The sequence below is a fragment of the Methylocaldum gracile genome (assembly GCF_053646815.1).
This window is the reverse complement of record NZ_CM132196.1, coordinates 2,109,281-2,127,632: the sequence shown is the minus strand read 5'-3', so window position 1 is coordinate 2,127,632 and position 18,352 is coordinate 2,109,281. Positions and strand designations below refer to the sequence as shown.

The window sequence follows — 18,352 nt, the reverse complement described above, 5'->3', positions numbered from 1 at the left end:
AAGTGGGATTAAAGCGCTGCGTTCAAGGATCGGCCGATCTTTCCACTCCATCGACGAACAGCTTCTTGACGGAGCCGTTGGCGATGTATTTCACGACCGAATTCTTCCCTACGGTGCCGTAGGACACGCCGTTCCACGTCAGTCTGCCGTCCTTGACCTCCACGCGATCGCCGTTAATCGAGATGATCCCCTGTTGACCGCTAATCACGGCCTGCGCGTGGGAGCCTCCGAGCGAAACGGAGGAGACCGAACTGGACACGGTTGAACTTGAAACGTTGGCCGCGTAAGCCGCGGTGCCCTGTCCCGTCGAACACATAAGTAGGAGCGATGAAGCGAATGTCAAGAACTGTTCCTTGTTCATAATTCCTCCCGATCAAATAAAAGGTTCCTCATATCCTAACGCCGTCGCTCACGAGGCGCCAATGCGCACATGGTTACTTCGATGCCTTGTGTAAGCGCATCAAATTTTCTTATAATGGGCAGCTCTCATCGCCGGTGTAGCTCAGTCGGTAGAGCAGCACATTCGTAATGTGCGGGTCGTAGGTTCAAATCCTATCACCGGCTCCAACGCCTTTTAGGCGCTGGCGCTCTGTTTTCACTTCCTTCGGTTCATCATCGTCCCCCGGGACTCCATCCCCGGGTAACATGCCGGAGAAGGGCGCCATGGCCATCTGTATCACCATCACCAGCACCAAGGGCGGCGTCGACAAGACCACGCTGACCGCCAATCTCGGCGCCTATCTCGCCGATCTCGGCCAGACCGCCCTCCTCGTCGACGCCGATCCCCAACCCACCCTCTCCAGCTTTTTTCCGCTCCGACACCGCGCCCCGGGCGGTCTCACCCGGCTGATGGTCGAGGCGGCCACCGCGGACGTGATCAGCCAGACCACCCTCGAGCGGCTCGATCTCGTCTATTCCGACGATCCGGACGGCAAGCTCCGCGACTGGATCCGCGACGCCGTCGACGGGCGGGTGCGTCTCAAGCACCTCCTCGGCCGTCCCCCCTTTGCCCAGTACGATATCATCCTGATCGACACCCAGGGCGCGGTCGGTCCTCTCCAGGACGCCGCGGTCGCCGCCGCCGATATCCTCCTCTCCCCCATTCCGCCGGAAATCCTCTCGGCCCGCGAGTTCGTCCGCGGCACCGTCACCATGCTGGAACGGCTACGGCCCATGGCGTTTCTCGGCGCCCCCATCGGTCCCTTGCGCGGCATCATCTACCGCCTGGACCGCTCGCGCGATGCCCGGCGGATTGCCGAGGAACTCCGGCGTGAAGCCTATCTGCCGAGCAAGGGGGCCATCACCATCCTCGAGACCGCCATTCCCGCCTCGGTCGTCTATCGCGAGGCGGCCACCTATCGCACCCCGGTGCACCGGTTCGACCGTCGGCGCGGGACCACGCCCTCCGCCCTGGACACCCTCGAGGCCCTGATCGCGGAGCTGTTTCCGCATCTGAAGACGTCGCCGACCTCATCGGTGGAGTAGACCGCATGGCCAAGCGCACACCCGATGTCCGTGCCTTGTTGCAGGAGGGGTCCTTCGGTCCCCATCGCGACGGGCACCTGCCGCCGGCCGACCCGGTCGCGCCCACGCCGATGATCCTGCCGGTCGAGGCCATCCGGCCCTACGACCGCAATCCGCGCCGTCGGCCGAATCCCAAGTACGAGGACATCCATCGGTCCATCAAGGCCAAACCGGGGCTGGCCGACGATCCCCTGACCGTCACCCGGCGGCCCGGCGACGAGCACCTCATCGTCAAGGCTGGCGGCAATACCCGCCTCGAGATCCACCGGACCCTGTGGCAGGACACGGGCGATCCCGTCTATCGGGACGTGTTTTGCCTGTTCGTGCCCTGGGAATCCGAGTCCGAGGTGCTTAGGGCGCACATCGTCGAGAACGAGGCGCGCGGCGAACTGAACTTCATCGACCTCGCCCACGCCGTGATGGACCTGAAACGCCAGATCGAGACCGAGACCGGCGACACGCTCAACCGCGGGCAGTTCCAGCGGCGGCTGGGCTGCCTCGGCTATGTGATCTCCCGGCGCCAGCTCATCCGCTACGAGTTCGCCACCGAAGTCTTGGAGCCCCTGATCCCGAAGGCGTTCGCGACGGGACTGGGCGGCTGGCGCGTCGACCTGATCCGCGACCTTCACCGCGCCTATCGGCGCTACCACGAACAGCTAGCCGGGGCGCCGCCGTTCGAGGCCCTCTTCGCCGAGGCGCTCGCCCAACACGACGGCGAACTCCTCGACCTGGAGGAGGTGCGCGCGGATCTCGACGCCCGCTTCAGCCGCTACGGTGGCTTGCCCGCCAACCGGGTCCACCTGGCGGTCGAGGCGCTCCTCTACGACGGCCGCCATCAAGCGGATACGGATCCGACTCCGGATCCACCGCCCTCGCCCACCGTGCCGCACGGATCGACCGATGGGGACGGGGTTTTAGAACGGGAGGAAGCTGGCCTCGCTTCGGCCGACCTCGAACCGAGCCTACCCTACCAGCCAACGACCCCGGCAGAAAAACACGAAGCGCCGTCGCCCGGTTCACCCAGGAACGATACGCCCGTGAGATCCGGACAGGATCTCGCCATCCGGCTCGCCACCGCCCGTGCCCGGTGCCGCGAGGAAGCCCGGCGTTTCGCTGCCGCGCTCGGGCTCGAGGCGCTGATCGTCGACAACGACGAGGGTTTCGGCTTCTGTATCGACCTTCCGGCCGGCCCCTTGCCTGCCGATTCCGTCCTCCGCGCCGCCTGGTGGTGCTTGTTGGGCCTGTCCGAAATCGCCGTGTCGCCCTACCGGCTTCAGCTCGCGCCGCCCGGCCTCGCGCTCCAGCCGGTCCTGCTCGAGGACCGCGCGGCCGAGCTCCACGCCCTGGTCGGCGCACCGCCCACCGTGCCGGAGCTGGCGTTCCGCTTCCTGTCCTCGGAGCGGTTGCCGGAGGCGGCCTATGGCGCCCTGATCGAGCTCGTCGGGTGTTGCCGGCGTATGCGTCGGCACTTCCCGGAGACCGACCTCTGGCATGCGCCGACCGTCGACTCGAACCCACGGATTGAGAGACCTTAGGATTTGATGACTCGAAAGGGGGGATACCGATGACTCCGCACGACGTTCAGAGGGATTTTGCGCTCCAGGTGCTGTTGCAGGCGATCCGCCTGACCCACAGCGGCAGGCGAAAAGCGGCGATCGAGCTGGGATTTCGCCCGGACCAGCTCGACCGGCTCGTGCGTCTGCCGGTGGAAAGCCTGGTGGAGCTCGCCGCCTGCGCGAAAACGAAACTCATCGCCCTCGCGGTGGACGCGGAGGCGCTCAATGCGGCGTTTACGGTGCTCGATCGGCGCCAGAAGGAGAATGACTTGAAGGACCAGCTGATCCTCGCCGGCGCGTCCTACACCGTGATGCACGAGCTGTTCGCCTTCGATACGGTAGACTATGCCGAGGCGCGAAAGCGACTCGCTCTGTCCGAACACGCCGGCGGCCGACCGCCACGGCCCGAGCCCGCCTGCCAGGGCCGGATTTGGGCGTTGTGGCAGCGTGAAACGTAAGCGTCCGCCGAGGACCGTCTCGACGGATTGAAAGGCTCAGGCGACACTGGTGCGAGCGGATGCACGGGGTGTCCGCACACTCTTGAGGTGGACGCACTGATGACTCACGATGCTGACTTCACAACGGGCGTGGTGGCGATGGATAACTTGGGCCGGCGGCGGTTTGCGCCTGAGTTCAAGCGCGAACTGGTGGAGCGAACCCTACAGCCGGGCGCCTCGGTCGCGGGGATTGCGCTGGCGCATCGGATCAACGCCAATCAACTGTTCAAATGGCGCCGACACTACCTTAAGGACCGGAACGCCCCGGCCGGTCCGCCGGGGCCGACCTTATTACCGGTGGCGATGACGCCCGCATTGGCCGCGCCAGCGCGTGAAGCCACGGTATCCGCTCCACCGGGCACCATCACCATCGAACTCGGGGGTACGCGGGTTCAGGTGAAAGGTCCCGTCGATGCGGCGACCTTGCGCACCGTCCTCGCGAGTCTCAAGGGCCCATGATCGCGCCTCCGTCCGGCACCCGCATCTGGATTGCCGCCGGGGTGACCGATCTGCGCCGCGGCTTCGATGGCTTGGCCGCCCTGGTCCAGACCCAGCTCCAAGCCGAGCCCTTCTCCGGACACATTTTTGCCTTTCGCGGGCGACGCGGCGACCGGATCAAACTACTCTGGTGGGACGGCGATGGACTCTGCCTGTTCGCCAAGCGGCTGGAGCGGGGCCGCTTCGTCTGGCCGCAGGCGACGGGCGGCACGGTATCCCTCACCCCCGCCCAGTTGTCGATGCTGCTGGAAGGCATCGACTGGCGCCGCCCGATCCGCACCGCGCCTTCTCACGCCGCCTGACGGAGGGCGGGTATAATCGGGGCATGACCAACCCCGACGTGCTTCCCGATGAGATTCCCGCCCTCAAGACGCTGATTGAAGCCCAGCGCGTCGAAATCGCCCACCTGAAACTCCTCGTCGCCAAGCTCCGCCGCCAGCAGTTCGGGCGCCGCTCCGAAAAAATGGCCGGGCTCCTCGATCAATTGGAACTTCAGCTGGAGGAGCTCGAAACGGGCGATGCGGAACTCGCGGCGATCGTCGAACCGCGCGCAGCCGAGCGCCGGGTAAGAACGCCCCGGTCACTGCCCGATCATCTGCCCCGCGAAACTCAGGCCCATGCCCCCGGCTTGGCCGAGTGCCCCGACTGCGGCGGTCCCTTGAAGCCCTTGGGCGAGGAGGTCGCCGAAATCCTGGAGTACGTCCCGGCCCGCTTCCGGGTGATCCGCCACGTCCGCCCCAAGTGTGCCTGCGCCCGCTGCGACCGCATCGTCCAGGCGTCGGCGCCGAGCCGACCCATCGCCCAAGGCTTGGCGGGTCCTGGGCTCCTGGCCCATGTACTCGTCTCGAAATACGGCGATCATCTGCCGCTGTACCGCCAGTCGGTCATTTACGCCCGCGAAGGCGTGGCTCTGTCCCGGTCCACCTTGACCGATTGGGTCGGCGACGCCGCGGGCCTCCTCCGGCCTTTGGTCGCGGCAATCCGCCGGCATGTGCTCGCCGGCGACAAACTCCATGCCGACGACACGCCGGTCCCGGTGCTCGCGCCCGGTCAGGGCCAGACGAAGACCGGTCGGCTGTGGACCTATGTCCGGGACGACCGCCCGGCCGGTGATCTCACGCCGCCCGCGGTGTGGTTCGCCTACGCGCCGGACCGCCAAGGCCAGCATCCCAGGACGCATCTCAAGGACTTCGAAGGCGCCCTGCAGGCGGATGGCTATGCCGGGTTCAACGGGTTGTACGACACCGGTCGCGTGCAGGAAGTCGCCTGTTGGGCGCACGTCCGGCGCAAGTTCTACGAGCTCCACAAGGCCCACAGGAGTCCCTTGGCGGCCGAGGCGCTCCAGCGTATCGGTGCGCTCTATACGATCGAAGCCGAGATCCGGGGCCAGCCGCCGGAGGCCCGCGCCGCAGCGCGGCAAGCCCGCGCAGGTCCGCTCCTCGCGGCGCTTCAGACCTGGCTGCACACCACGCTGACACAGGTCTCGAAAAAGTCGGCGCTAGCCGAGGCGATCCGCTATGCCCTGACCCGCTGGCCGGCGAAATGTGGGGCAATTTCCCGCAAACCTATTCGATGGTCGGGATCATTCATTCGGCCATGGTCCTATCCAAGCCATGGGAAGAGGCGTTCTAGCATAAGGAACAGCAAAGGGTACTATGGAGGGCGCGGCGGAAACGGCATCGGACCGGCCGATGCGAGTAGCCGGATTGTCCAAGTTTCGTTTATATTCCGCCTAGAACACCAGTTGGAACGATCCGGAGAGGATGTCGTCCGGAGTTAATGGAACTGCGCTATTGGCGGAATGCCGAATCCGCTGATTGTCAGAATATCTTATGAATTCGAGCGGAGAGCAGGGATGATCGAAAGGAAAAAGGCCGTCGAATGGTTTCGCCGAATGGTCGAGACCGTGCATCAAGGGCTTTTGGTTCAGCACGCTGGCGGCTCCCTCCCCTACCCCTATCGGCAAATTTTCGGCGCCAAAGACTATCCACGGAATATAACCAACACCCGCAAGACGTCGGAAACGTCGCCGCATGCGGCGGTTAAGCATGCCTTCGACGATTGTTTGCTCGTCGGCATCTACATCGTTCAGGATGGAGAAGTCGTCTATGCGAACGAAAAGTTGGCCAAAATCCTCGGCTATCCGAAAGATCAACTGATCGGTATGTCACCCGGGAAACTTTTTCAGTTAGATCATCGGCGTTCGCAGAAAGCGGCCGTTGTGTACCAGCAGAAACCGGCCGCCATACCACCGGTGCATGAGGCGAGAGGCATCAGGAAAAATGGCAAGGTGATCTGGATCAGACGGAGCGAGATCTTGATCGCACATCGCGGATCTCCCGCCATCCTGGGGAACGTCATCGACCTTACCCCGAAAAAACGGCTGAAAGACGTCGTTTGGCAGTCGAAACATGAGCTTAGACTCTTGTCCGCAAAGCTTCTCGGCGCTCAGGAGCAAGAGCGCAAGCGGATCGCCTCGGAGCTTCACGACACCGTGGGACAGTACCTCAGCGCCATCAAGTTCAGTTTGGACAACGTCAACGCGCTGCTCGAAGACAATCAGATCGCATCCGGCCAGAGGTCCCTGCGAGCCGTTATCCCTGTCATCCAGGAGGCCATTTCCGAGGTGAGGCGCATCTCGATGGACTTGAGGCCGGCGATTCTGGACGATCTGGGGCTTCTTGCGACCTTGAGCTGGCACTGCCGCACTTTTCAGGACATCTATGCCTGCATCACGGTCGAAAAACAAATAGAACTGCAGGAAAGCGATGTGCCCGGCGGATTAAAAACCGCGATCTATCGGATCATTCAGGAAGCACTGAACAACGTTGCGAAACACGCCAAAGCCGATCGGATCGTCCTTCGCCTGAGAAAAATCGACACCGCAGTCGAGTTGATCGTCACCGACAACGGCTGGGGATTCGACGTCAGCGAGACCGTGGAACGAGAATTACGGCAACGCGGCCTGGGCCTCGCTAGCATGCGCCAACGGTGCGAGGGTTCCGGGGGGGCCTTCTACATCGATTCCGCGCCCGGCATCGGCACGATCGTTCGCGCGGTCTGGGCCGAGTAGAAGACTCGTGACCGCCGCATGGCGGCGCAGATTGGAAAGCCGCCCCGCGCAACCCGCGTGTCGTTGTCTATCGCAGAACCAGCCCTTTCTCTATCGCATAGGCGGTCAGCGCCGCAGCACTGTGGAGATCCAGCTTCTTCATCAAGTTCGCGCGGTGGGTTTCCACGGTTTTCACGCTGAGATGCAGATATTGCGCGATTTCTTTGTTCTTGTGGCCTTCACCGATCAATTTCAGGAGCTCTCGCTCCCGATGGGTCAGGCTGCCCCAGGTTGACCGAGGTTCTTCCGTACTTTTGATTTGCAGATAGGCTTTTATGATTTTTCCGGAAATACTCGGACTTAAATAAATTTTCCCCATTAACACGCTGCGAATCGCGATACGTAATTCCGCATGGGTGGCATCCTTCAAAACATAGCCGTCTGCCCCGGATCTCAGGGCTGCGAGGATGTATTCTTCGACGTCGTGCACAGTGAGTACCAGGATTTTCAGCTGCTGCGATACACGTTTCTTGATTTCCAGGATCGCTTCCAAGCCGCCCAGCCTGGGCATGGAAAGATCGAGCAAGATTAGATCCGCTATGCCGTCGCGGCAGCGGCGAATGAGTTCCAGGCCATCATGGACCTCGCAGACGACTTCGAACTCCGGATCTTGCGACAACAGTACCCGTAAACCTTCCCGCAAAATCGTGTGGTCCTCGGCGATACAGATTCGTTTTTTTTCTTCCATGGCGCGATGCTACTTTGTTTTTGCTGATCTTCTACGGCTGGGCGCGCGAACCAAATAAGCAAAAATCCTTAGTGCCTGAAACAATACGAGCGTGTACGGTCAAATAACCGGGTAAGCGGCGTGTTCGATGATTCGGCCGGATGCCTCTTCGTCACGCAAGGGAATGAATGCTTTCCGCTTTTATCAAGGAACCCAGCGACCGTGCGCAAAATATTGATTGTCGATGACAACGCCTCTTTTCGGCGCTCTCTTAAAGCCTTCTTGTGCGACCAGTTCGCGCACTTCGCTATCGCGGAAGCCGAAAATGGCGCATCGGCGATGAGAACGATCGATCTCGCGCGGCCCGATCTTATTTTCATGGATATCAAGCTGCCCGGCGAAAACGGTCTCGTACTGACCCGCAAGATAAAGACAATTTATTCTCCCGCCATCGTCATTCTGACCAGCTACGACGCGGTCGAGTATCGTGAAGCCGCCTCGGCGTGCGGCGCGGATTATTTCCTGGCCAAGGATGCGGCAAGCGCCGCGGAGGTTTCAAGGCTGGTCGAGTCTTATCTTCCGGGCTCGAGTTCTTCGCCGCCGATCTAGTCCCTGACTCGTAGCTGCCCCGAGTCCGGTCAAACAAAGAACGATTTGCGACTCGCCCCATCGAACGATTCAGCGTTGCGAACCGGTACGACCGGCCGCTGACTTCCGGATCACGAGAATCTCGGGTTCCTAGCCCTCGCAGTCGCCTGTCATTCGGCTCTTGGCGCATCTCCCGCACCGGCCTCTACCCTATCTGCTCATTCAGACTACAGTATCGACGAGCTACCGAATACAGTATCCGCTGTAGTTCTTACTCATCCTCCTTTCAGTACGCTAGTTCCAACGCCAGGTAAGGACGCCGAGCGAAGGGTCGTCGCGCTGGCGCTCGCCCAAAAAAAAAGACATCGCGCTCACAAGGAGGAGGATTATGAACGCTCGAGTTTCGTGTCGTGACGCGTCGATCAAAAGCGCAAAGCGCTGTGTGCTTTTTCTTGCTTTGGTGCTCGGGCTTTCCGTTCATCTCGATGTCCAGGCGGTCGACATCACCGTGGTCGGTTCCGATGGAAGTCCGGTAGGCAGTTTCCGCTGGCTGATCGAGGAGGACGCCACCAAGGTTTCTCAACCGGGCGTGCCCGCCGAGCCGGGAACGAGCCTCGCGCTCGGCTTCCATACCAGTTATATGCCGCTGGTGGCCAAAGGCAACCAGGACAATGCGTCGAACATTCCTCTGAACCCTAGCAAGCGCTACTTCGTTTCCGTACTCCCGGATTCCGCTGCCACCAATCCCGGTTACACCATAGGGGGCGCTCCGATAGCGCCGGGCCAGTCCGCGGTAACCGTTTACGTCAATCGGTCGCCGATACCCACCGCGCAGATTTCGGTGTTCGTCTTCAACGATAACCGCCCCATCAACAACGCCCCCGACCTGCCCGAAGAACAGGGACTGGCCGGCTTCACGATCAAGGTCTACGAAGCAGGCGGAACCTATGGCCAGTCCGGAGGCGAGGTCACCCAGGATGCGTTCGGAAACCCGCTCGGCGTCATCCAGACCGATGCCAACGGTGTGGCCCTCATCAAGAATCTGGTGCCCGCCAAGTACACCCTCTTTGCCATACCGCCGACCGGTTCCGACTGGCACCAGACAAGCACGATCGAGGGCACAAAAGGGATCGATGCCTGGGTCAAGGCGAATGAACCGCCCTTCTTCACTGAATTCGGGCCGCCGGGGCACCATGTCTTCATCGGCTTCGTCAACAAGATCAACGATACGACGGTGCTCACCGGCGGCAGCACCATTAGCGGTCGGGTGGTCAATCTGCACACCTCGCGTCCGCCGGAATTCCCGTTCTACAACGGACACCCCTTTCCCAACTGCTGGGTGGGCCTGAACGACCTCGCCGTCGGCGAAGGCCAAGCCATCTTCGCTCAACCCTGCAATGCCGACAGCAGCTTCTCCATTCCCAATGTCCCGCCCGGCAATTATCAGTTGGTGGTCTGGGACGAGGCTCTGGATATCATCTTCGCTTCGCACGGCGTCACGGTGAACGGCGACGGTAGCTGCAATACCCCGGACGGAAGCTGCGACCTCGTGGAAGTGCCGGTGTTCGACTGGTTTTCCCGACTGGAAGGCAGTGTGTTCTACGACGCCAACGGCAACGGTTATCGCGACGACGGCGAAGTCGGCATGCCGGACCAGGCCGTTAACCTCCGCTTCCGCGACGGCAGCATTTACCAGTCCTTCCCCACAAAAGCGGACGGTTCGTACGGCTTCGAGGAAATCTTTCCCTTCTTCAACTGGCTAGTCGCGGAAGTGGATTTCGCCCGCTTCAAGGCGACCGGCGCCACCGTCACGGTCGACGCCGGAGGAGCGATACCGGCCAGTACCGAAGCGCGGGGCAAGCTCAATCCTCAACCGCAGTTCTGCACCGCCGCCGACGCCTTTGAAACCGGGTGCACAGTAGGCAACGAACTCGTGAATCCGAACACCGGCCACAATCTCTCGCGCACGGAAGCCGGACCGGTGCTGCTGGAAGGCATACAAGGCTTTCTCGGCCAGACCAGCGTGATCGACTGGGGCAAACAAGTCTATCCGATCGGAGAAAACGGCGGCGTGAGCGGCATTGTCCATTATCCGACCACTCGTGCCGAGGATGATCCGCGTTATGCCGCGGCCGAGAACTGGGAGCCGGGCATTCCGAGGGTGCAGGTCAATCTCTACCGGGACTGCAACGACGACGGCGTCATCGATAAGCCCGACTGTTCCGCCCTCGGCGCGCCCGGAACCTTCGTGCTGGCCGACGTAGACAACTATCCGTTCGGCTGGAGTGAAGGCAACGCGGCCAAAGGGCCTGAAGACATCGACCGTAATTCCAACGGGACTTTCGATTTGGGCGACGCGGTCGATTTCACCACCACCGACAGCTGGGACGACAACCTGCCTGCCGGCTGCCAGGGCGATATTTTCCTCTCGTCCACAGGCCAGCCGACCGACTGCTACGACGGTCTCCGCAACTTCAACCAGGTGCGGCCCGCCCTGTTCGATGGCGGCTATGCCTTCGGCGGCCCTGCCGGAAAACCCGAGCTGGCGGCCGGCACCTATATCATCGAGGCGGTCACTCCGCCCGGCTACGAGCATCAGAAGGAAGAGGACAAGAACGTCGACTTCGGCGACGAATACACGCCCAGCCCCTTGCTTCTGCCGCCGGTGTGCGTCGGCGACCCGCACCTGGTACCGGCCGAGCTGAGTCTGTTTCCGGGCGTGCCCGGAGCCTACGCCGGGCAGACACGGCCTCTATGTGATCGCAAGCAGGTTCGCGTCGCTCAGGGCCAGAATGCGGCGGCGGATTTTTTCATGTTCACCGAAGTACCGATTGCGGGGCATATGGTCGGCATGATACTGGATGATCTGTCGAACGAGTTCGACCCGAACGCGCCAACGTTCGGCGAGAAATATGCCCCACCCTACCTTCCGGTCTCGATTCGCGACTGGACCGGCCGCGAGATCAACCGCGTGCACGCGGACCAGTGGGGCCGGTTCAACGCCCTGGTGCCCTCCACGTTCACCATCAATCCGCCCATACCCTCGGGGGTGGCGCCGAACATGCTGACGGCGTGCATGAACTCGCCAACCATGCCGGATCCGAACAATCCCGGCGGACACACATTGGACCCCTACTACAACCCGAGGTACAGCCAGTTCTGCTACACCTTCCAGTACATGCCGGGCAAGACCACTTATCTGGATACCCCGGTGCTACCCATCGCCGCGTTCGCTTCGCAGGACAAGTTTCCGCTCGATTGCGAGCAGCCCATTCGCACGCCCATGATCTATTCGGTGACCGGCACCGCCAACGTCGGCCCTTACGTACCCACGCCAATCAGCAACACGGGGAATAACCGACGGTATCTGATCATCCGCTCGATGGGCTTGGTCGAAGTGCCGAATCCGGCCTATGACGGCACCAACGCGAAAACCATCGTGCGCGACCACGGTTTCGGCGATGCACAGGGCTCCGTACGGATCGGCAACACGATCCTGTCCTTCACGAACTGTACGCCGGCTTGCAGTTGGACCGACGATCAGATCGTCGTACGGGTCCCGCAAGGTACGACAACCGGGGAATTGGTCGTTACCCGCGCCAACGGCGGCGCATTCTCCGTGACCGGCGTCACCGTCACCGTCGGCGGGGCGGCCCCGATCGTCGTGAACGCCGGACAGTCCATCCAGGCGGCGATCGACACGGCCCCGAACGGCGCGCTGATCACGGTCGCTCCCGGCGAATACGACGAACTGCCGATCATGCACAAGAAGGTTCGCCTCCAGGGCTGGGGAGCCGGGTCAACCATTATCAACGCGGCCAAGTTCCCGTCCGAGAAATTGCAAAACTGGAGAAACAAGCTCGCCGAGCTTCTCGACACGAACCAGTTCAGTCTGCTGCCGGGACAGGAAGCCGGTCCGCCGGATCCCCAGGACAACGAGCCGATACTGTTCAACACCGAGGAAGGCGCGGGCATTACCGTGGTGGCCAACGTCGGCGAATTTGCCTCGGGCCCCGCGGCTCAAAGGGCGCGCATCGACGGCTTCACCATCACCGGTGCGGACCACAGCGGCGGAATATTCGTCAACGGCTATGCCCGCTATCTGGAGATCAGCAACAACCGCATCATCGGCAATAACGGCATCTACGGCGGCGGAATCCGCATCGGGAACCCGCAATTAATCAACGGCACCACCTATACCGACAACGAGAACTATGACGTCCGCATCCACCACAACCAGGTGGTCGAAAACGGCGCCAGCGGCGGTCTTGGCGCGGGTGGAATCACCGTCGCCACGGGATCGCGAAACTATGAGGTGACCGACAACTTCGTGTGCGGCAACTTCTCCACCGGAGACGGCGGCGGCATCGCGCATTTGGGACTCAGCAGTTCGAGGCTGGTGGATAATGGGTTGATCGCCCGGAACACCATCGTTTTCAACCAAACCTTCAATCAGGGACAGAACGCTTCCGGCGGCGGCATCTTCATCGGCGGGCTGCCCGCCCTGGCCGCGGGCGAACTGAGCGCCGGCGCGGGTAACGTGACCGTGGACGAAAACCTGATCCAGGGCAATATGGCCGGCGCGGGCGACGGCGGCGGCATCCGGACCCTTTTCGTCAATGGCGCGGATGTTCTGGCGGCAAGAAATAACGCCGGCAGATGGTACCAAATACAAATCCGAAATAATCGGATCGTGGACAACATCGCCGGACTGGCGGGCGGCGGAATTTCGATGCAGGATACTGCCCGGATCGAAATTTTCCACAACACGATCGCCCACAACGACAGCACCGCGACGGCCGGCGAGACCTTCAGTCCGGGCAGTCCGAACCGGTCCAACGCGCAACCGGCCGGAATCGTCTCGCGTGCCCACAGCACCGCGCTAGCGGCCGCGTTCGGTGCTCTGACCAGGAATCAGTACGGTGTCTTCTCCAATCCGGATCTCCTGAACAATATCGTGTGGCGGAACCGATCGTTCTTCTGGGAGATCGACAATAGCACCGACCCGGCCAGCTTCGGCCTGAGACCGGCGGTGGAGGCGGATGGCGTCACCGGGGCGGTATTCCACGATCTGGCGGTCCTCGGAACGGCCAGCACGGCCTGTCTGAATCCGCGGGCCAGCACGCTGACCTCGCTCAGCGGACCGGAGGGATGCAGCTATCCCGGAGGTCTCCTCACTCCCAATAACACCAACAATCCGGGCTTCCTGGCCTCGTACTTCAACAGTTCGCCCGGACAGACGATCCAGCAACCGGAAGTCACGACGGCCTTGGCCACGGCACCGGCCTTCGACGAAGGCGGCAACTTCATCGATGTGCACTTCGGTCCGCTGACCCTGTTCAATCCGGCCACGGGCGAACCCTTCGGGGACTATCACCTGCCCTGATTCAGCTCGCCAATCCCGCCGGGCGGACGCCCGGCGGCACACCCAGACCCCATGGAGGAGGCAATCATGGATACGTCCGATCTTCGCATGCCCGTGAGGCTGCTGGCAGCCTCGATCGCCTGTGCCCTAACGCATACATCCCACGCGGGCGTGTACGTCCAGTGTCCGGGCGACATCAACGGCGACGCGGTCATAGACAATCCCGATCCCAATCATCCTCGCGCCGTATGCAAACATCTCGCGGCCGGTGACGGCTTCATCCGGATGGGCGACGACATCGAGAAACTGCAATACATTTTCGGCTTCAGCGACGTGACCGGCGTCCCGTCCGACCAAGTGATCGATACCGGGCTGCTGGCGGCAAATTTTCCGGCACCGACCATCTCGCTAAGGGAAGGCGACGAGTTTTACCTCACGCTCACCAACGTTGCCCTGGCGATACGCCCCGACCTGTTCGATCCCCATTCCGTCCATTTCCACGGGTTTCCCAATGCCGCGTCCGTGTTCGACGGCGTTCCCGAAGGCTCGATCGCCGTCAACCAGGGCGAATCGCTCACCTACTACTACAACATCGTGGAACCCGGCACCTTCATCTATCACTGTCACGTCGAGGCGGCGGAACACATGCAGATGGGGATGCTCGGCAATCTATACGTGCACCCGAGCCAGGACGGCACTTCCAAGACCTACGACGGAAAGACTTACACCAAATTCGTCTACAACGACGGCGACGGCTCGACCGGGTACGACGTGGAATTTCCGCTGCAACTCGGTTCATTCGACCCCGTCTTCCACGATCTCCACCTGAAAATACAGCCGCTGCCTTTCGCAAACATGAAGGACACCTATCCCATGATCAACGGGCGCGGCTATCCGGACACCGTCAACCCTGCCCAGTTGCCGACGCCCATCGATCCGGAAACCGGGGAAAGCGCCAACAACGGAAATCAGTCGCAGAAGGTTTCCTCGCTGGTCACGGCGAGCGCCGGGCAACGCATCCTGCTGCGCATCTCCAATCTCAATGTCACCAATTTCTACACCGTGGCGGCGCTGGGGCTCCCGATGACCGTGGTGGGAACCGGCGCCCACATCCTGCGCGGTCCGACCGGCAAGACGCTCTACTACGATACCAGCTCCATCACCTTGGGCGGGGGCGAGGCCGTTGACGTTCTGATCGATACTCGCGGAATCGCACCCGGAACCTACTTCCTCTACACCACCAATCTCAATTATTTGAGCAACAACACCGAGGATTACGGCGGGATGATGACCGAGATCGTGATCAATTAGGAGCAGGACCATGAACCAGTCAGCTTGCATACTCGAAAGACTCTCCGTGGCCTCCGTGGCGCTATTGCTCGGCATCTTCGGGCATCCGGCGATCGCCCAGATCGACGGCATTACCGGGCCGACCTTCGACCTCACCGCCAAGGAAGACTACATCAGCACCGCCGACGGCAATACCATCCTCGCCTGGGGCTACGCCAACGGGAACGGGACCATGCAATATCCGGGACCGACTCTGATCGTTAACCAGGGCGACGTCGTCACCGTGACGCTGCACAACGCGCTGCCGCCGCATGGCGCCGACGCGCCCCTGCCGGTGTCCATCGTGTTTCCGGGACAGGAGGGCGTCACGGCCGGCGGCGGAAAGGAGGGATTGTTGACCCGTGAGGCCGATATCGCGGACAACCCGGCCACACCGGAAAACGAAGCGGTCGTGACCTACACCTTCACCGCATCCCGCCCTGGAACCTATCTCTATCACGCCGGCACCAGGATGGACCTGGAGGTCGAGATGGGGCTGATGGGCGCGCTCATCGTTCGGCCCAATTCGAACAACCAGGCCTACGGACACCCGGACAGCGCTTTCGATCAGGAATACCTGTTCCTGCTGAGCGAGATGGATCCGACCATTCACAGGCTGGTCGAGGCCGGCCGTCGGTCCGAGATCGACACCGCGGCTTACCACCCGGTGCATTGGTTCATTAACGGACGCAATAATCCCGACACGATGCTGAAAGCGGGCAACGAAACGCCCTGGCTACCGACGCAGCCTTATAACTGCTTGCCCAGGATGCATCCCGGCGAAAAACTCTTGCTTCGCATCATCAATGGCGGCCGCGACCTCCATCCGTTCCATCATCACGGCAACAACTCATGGTTGATCGCCCGCGACGGCAGGCTGCTGGAAAGCGCGTCCGGGACGGGGCCCGATCTCGCGGTTTCGGACTACACCATTACGACGGCGCCCGGGGAAACCTACGACGCGATCTTCGAATGGACCGGAAAAGGGCTCGGCTGGGACATTTACGGGCACCAGCCGGGCGATCCCCTGCAGCCGAACGAATACGCGCCCGACCACGGCAAGCCGCTTCCGGTCGCGTTGCCGGATCCCCAACTCGCCGTGACGATTGGCGAATTCTGGAGCGGCAGCCCATATCTGGGACAGTTCGGAATATTGCCTCCCGGTGCGGGCGGCAAGAACCTCAATGCCGGCTATTTCCACATGTGGCACTCCCATACCGAGCGGGAGCTTACCAATGACGACATATTCCCGGGGGGGATGATGACCATGGTGATCATCGAGCCACCCGGCGTGCCGATTCCTTGATCGAGGGAACGAAATCATGAGCAGCAAAAAATGGAAACTGGTATCCGGTATGCGTCTCCCGCCGTTATCGGTGCTGGCGATCGCCTGGAGTTCGGCGTTCGGCGCGGAATACTGGCTGCGAGCGGACACGGTCGACGTGATGATGCCGGATGGTGCGACGATACCCATGTGGGGATTCGCGCTCGACAACGAAACATTCGATTCGGGCAACCCCGCGACCGTGCCGGGACCGACGCTGACGGTCCCGCCGGGCGATGGCACCCTCACCGTTCACTTAAAGAACAATGGATTGCCCGAGCCGGTCTCGATCGTCATACCGGGGCAAATCGCGAGCATGACGCCGGTCAAGGTCAACGACGCCAACGGCAGGCCGCGCGTCCGTTCGTTCACGGACCAGACTTCGGCCGGCGAAACCAAGACCTATCGCTGGACCAATCTCAGGCCGGGGACTTATCTCTATCACAGCGGCACCCACCCACAGGTGCAGGTGCAGATGGGGCTGTACGGGGGGCTGAAAAAAGACGATGCGGGCGGACGGGCTTATCCCAACGTCGACTACGACAACGAAATCATGCTGCTCTACAGCGAAATCGACCCGGCGCTGCATGCCGCCGTTGCCGGCGGCACCTATGGCGGTCCCGCCTATCCCAGCACGATCGATTACAAACCAAAATACTTCCTGATCAATGGCGAGCCGTACGACGCGAACAGCCCGCCGCCGTTTTCAGCCGGGGCAGCGGGAGAAAGGACTCTGATCCGATTCCTGAACGCCGGCTTGCAGACGCATGTTCCCGTACTCCAGGGACTCGACATGCAACTGGTGGCCGAGGACGGCCATCCTTACCCTTATGTCAAGACTCAGTACTCGGCGATGCTGCCCGCCGCCAAGACGCTGGACGCCATGCTTACTCCGACCCCGGGCCAGGACGGCCAATATGCGATCTACGACCGCAGGCTGAATCTGACCAACGGCATGCAGCCCGGCGGCGGCATGCTGGCTTACCTGACGGTGGGCGCGGCTGCGCCGGGCGCGCCGGTTGCCGCTAACGACGGCCCCTATACGACGAATGAGGATACGCATCTTTCGATCGCCGCCCCGGGCGTACTGGGCAACGATACCGGGCCATCGCCGCTCGCCGCCGCGCTGGTGAGCACCACCAGCAAGGGCACTTTGAGCCTCTCGGCCGACGGCTCGTTCACCTATACGCCGACCGCCGATACCTCGGGCATCGACAGCTTCAGCTATAAAGCCATCAGCGGGAGCATAAGCAGCAATGTAGCGATGGTGAGCATCAGCGTGACCCCCGTGAACGATCCGCCGCTGGCGCGGAACGACGCGTACAGCATGATTCAGGGTGGAACGCTGAATATCGCGGCCCCCGGGGTGCTGGCTAACGACAGCGATCCGGATGCGGGCGATACGCTCACGGCGGTGAATTTCGGCACGGCGTCGAACGGCACGGTCACCGGCAACACGAACGGCGGTTTTACCTACACCCCGACCGCCGCTTTCACGGGTACGGCGACGTTCGCTTATCAGGCGCGGGACAGCAGCGGGGCCGCCAACAGCACGAGCGCCCCGGCGACCGTCTCGATCACGGTCAATCCCAATCAGGCGCCGTTGGCGCGCGACGATACGGCGACCACCAGAACGAATACGACGGTGCTTATCAATGTCATCGCCAACGATACCGACCCGGACGGCAGTATCAACCCGAGCACGGTCACCATCGTGACCCAGCCCAACCGGCGCGGCACGGCAACACCCAACGCCAATGGCACGGTGACCTACACGCCGAGACTCAATTTCAGGGGTACCGACGCGTTTACCTACACGGTCAGGGACAACCTGGACACAACGTCCAACGTCGCGACGGTTCGGGTGAATGTCACGCGGTAGGAAATGATTC

General features: G+C 62.0%; 13 protein-coding genes, 1 tRNA gene and 1 pseudogene. 13 read left to right on the top strand and 2 right to left on the bottom strand.

Going from position 1 to position 18,352, the window contains the following annotated elements; translation table 11 throughout:
- Positions 1-22 precede the first annotated feature (22 nt).
- Positions 23-208: a hypothetical protein gene (locus ACWJJK_RS09325; RefSeq protein ID WP_139840956.1), complete on the bottom strand. Its 186-nt coding sequence runs from the start codon at positions 206-208 to the stop codon at positions 23-25.
- A 283-nt stretch (positions 209-491) separates the two neighbouring features.
- Between ACWJJK_RS09325 and ACWJJK_RS09320 the strand changes: the two genes are divergently transcribed.
- The 8 genes and pseudogenes from ACWJJK_RS09320 (at position 492) to ACWJJK_RS09285 (ending at position 7,148) form a co-directional block, all read left to right on the top strand.
- Positions 492-567, top strand: a tRNA-Thr gene (locus ACWJJK_RS09320).
- Between the two features lie 96 nt (positions 568-663).
- On the top strand, positions 664-1,485 hold the full coding sequence (locus tag ACWJJK_RS09315) for a ParA family protein (protein ID WP_454128922.1): 822 nt from the start codon (positions 664-666) through the stop codon (positions 1,483-1,485).
- A 5-nt stretch (positions 1,486-1,490) separates the two neighbouring features.
- On the top strand, positions 1,491-3,059 hold the full coding sequence (locus tag ACWJJK_RS09310) for a ParB family protein (protein ID WP_454128921.1): 1,569 nt from the start codon (positions 1,491-1,493) through the stop codon (positions 3,057-3,059).
- Positions 3,060-3,088: 29 nt separating this feature from the next.
- Complete coding sequence (locus ACWJJK_RS09305; RefSeq protein WP_454128920.1) at positions 3,089-3,538, top strand: STY4526/YPO1902 family pathogenicity island replication protein; 450 nt, start codon at positions 3,089-3,091, stop codon at positions 3,536-3,538.
- 99 nt (positions 3,539-3,637) lie between these two features.
- On the top strand, positions 3,638-4,036 hold the full coding sequence (gene tnpA / locus ACWJJK_RS09300) for an IS66-like element accessory protein TnpA (protein WP_454128919.1): 399 nt from the start codon (positions 3,638-3,640) through the stop codon (positions 4,034-4,036).
- Entirely contained in the window at positions 4,033-4,377 is a 345-nt protein-coding gene (tnpB, locus tag ACWJJK_RS09295) for an IS66 family insertion sequence element accessory protein TnpB (protein ID WP_077732713.1), read from the top strand. Before tnpA ends, tnpB begins: the two co-directional genes overlap by 4 nt.
- Positions 4,378-4,400: 23 nt before the next feature.
- A pseudogene (tnpC, locus tag ACWJJK_RS09290) lies at positions 4,401-5,615 on the top strand (IS66 family transposase); the annotation flags it as partial.
- A gap of 315 nt (positions 5,616-5,930) precedes the next feature.
- Positions 5,931-7,148 (top strand): PAS domain-containing sensor histidine kinase, encoded by a 1,218-nt coding sequence (locus ACWJJK_RS09285; RefSeq protein ID WP_454128918.1) that lies wholly within the window; start codon positions 5,931-5,933, stop codon positions 7,146-7,148.
- Positions 7,149-7,215: 67 nt separating this feature from the next.
- Here ACWJJK_RS09285 and ACWJJK_RS09280 read toward each other — a convergent pair whose 3' ends face one another.
- Positions 7,216-7,875, bottom strand: coding sequence for a response regulator (locus tag ACWJJK_RS09280; protein WP_086132902.1), 660 nt, complete (start codon positions 7,873-7,875; stop codon positions 7,216-7,218).
- Between the two features lie 201 nt (positions 7,876-8,076).
- On the opposite strand from ACWJJK_RS09280, the gene ACWJJK_RS09275 reads away from it, so the two are divergent.
- The 5 genes from ACWJJK_RS09275 to ACWJJK_RS09255 all read left to right on the top strand — a co-directional run bounded on the left by ACWJJK_RS09275 (position 8,077) and on the right by ACWJJK_RS09255 (position 18,342).
- The gene (locus ACWJJK_RS09275; protein WP_168183692.1) at positions 8,077-8,463 is read left to right on the top strand and encodes a response regulator; all 387 of its coding nucleotides are present in this window, start codon (positions 8,077-8,079) and stop codon (positions 8,461-8,463) included.
- A 367-nt stretch (positions 8,464-8,830) separates the two neighbouring features.
- A complete protein-coding gene (locus tag ACWJJK_RS09270; RefSeq protein WP_454128917.1) occupies positions 8,831-13,828 on the top strand; it encodes a hypothetical protein in 4,998 nt (1,665 codons plus the stop codon).
- A 66-nt stretch (positions 13,829-13,894) separates the two neighbouring features.
- Entirely contained in the window at positions 13,895-15,118 is a 1,224-nt protein-coding gene (locus ACWJJK_RS09265; RefSeq protein WP_168183691.1) for a multicopper oxidase domain-containing protein, read from the top strand.
- A gap of 10 nt (positions 15,119-15,128) precedes the next feature.
- Positions 15,129-16,442: a multicopper oxidase domain-containing protein gene (locus tag ACWJJK_RS09260; protein ID WP_086132898.1), complete on the top strand. Its 1,314-nt coding sequence runs from the start codon at positions 15,129-15,131 to the stop codon at positions 16,440-16,442.
- A 16-nt stretch (positions 16,443-16,458) separates the two neighbouring features.
- A complete protein-coding gene (locus ACWJJK_RS09255) occupies positions 16,459-18,342 on the top strand; it encodes an Ig-like domain-containing protein (RefSeq protein ID WP_454128916.1) in 1,884 nt (627 codons plus the stop codon).
- Positions 18,343-18,352: the final 10 nt, after the last annotated feature.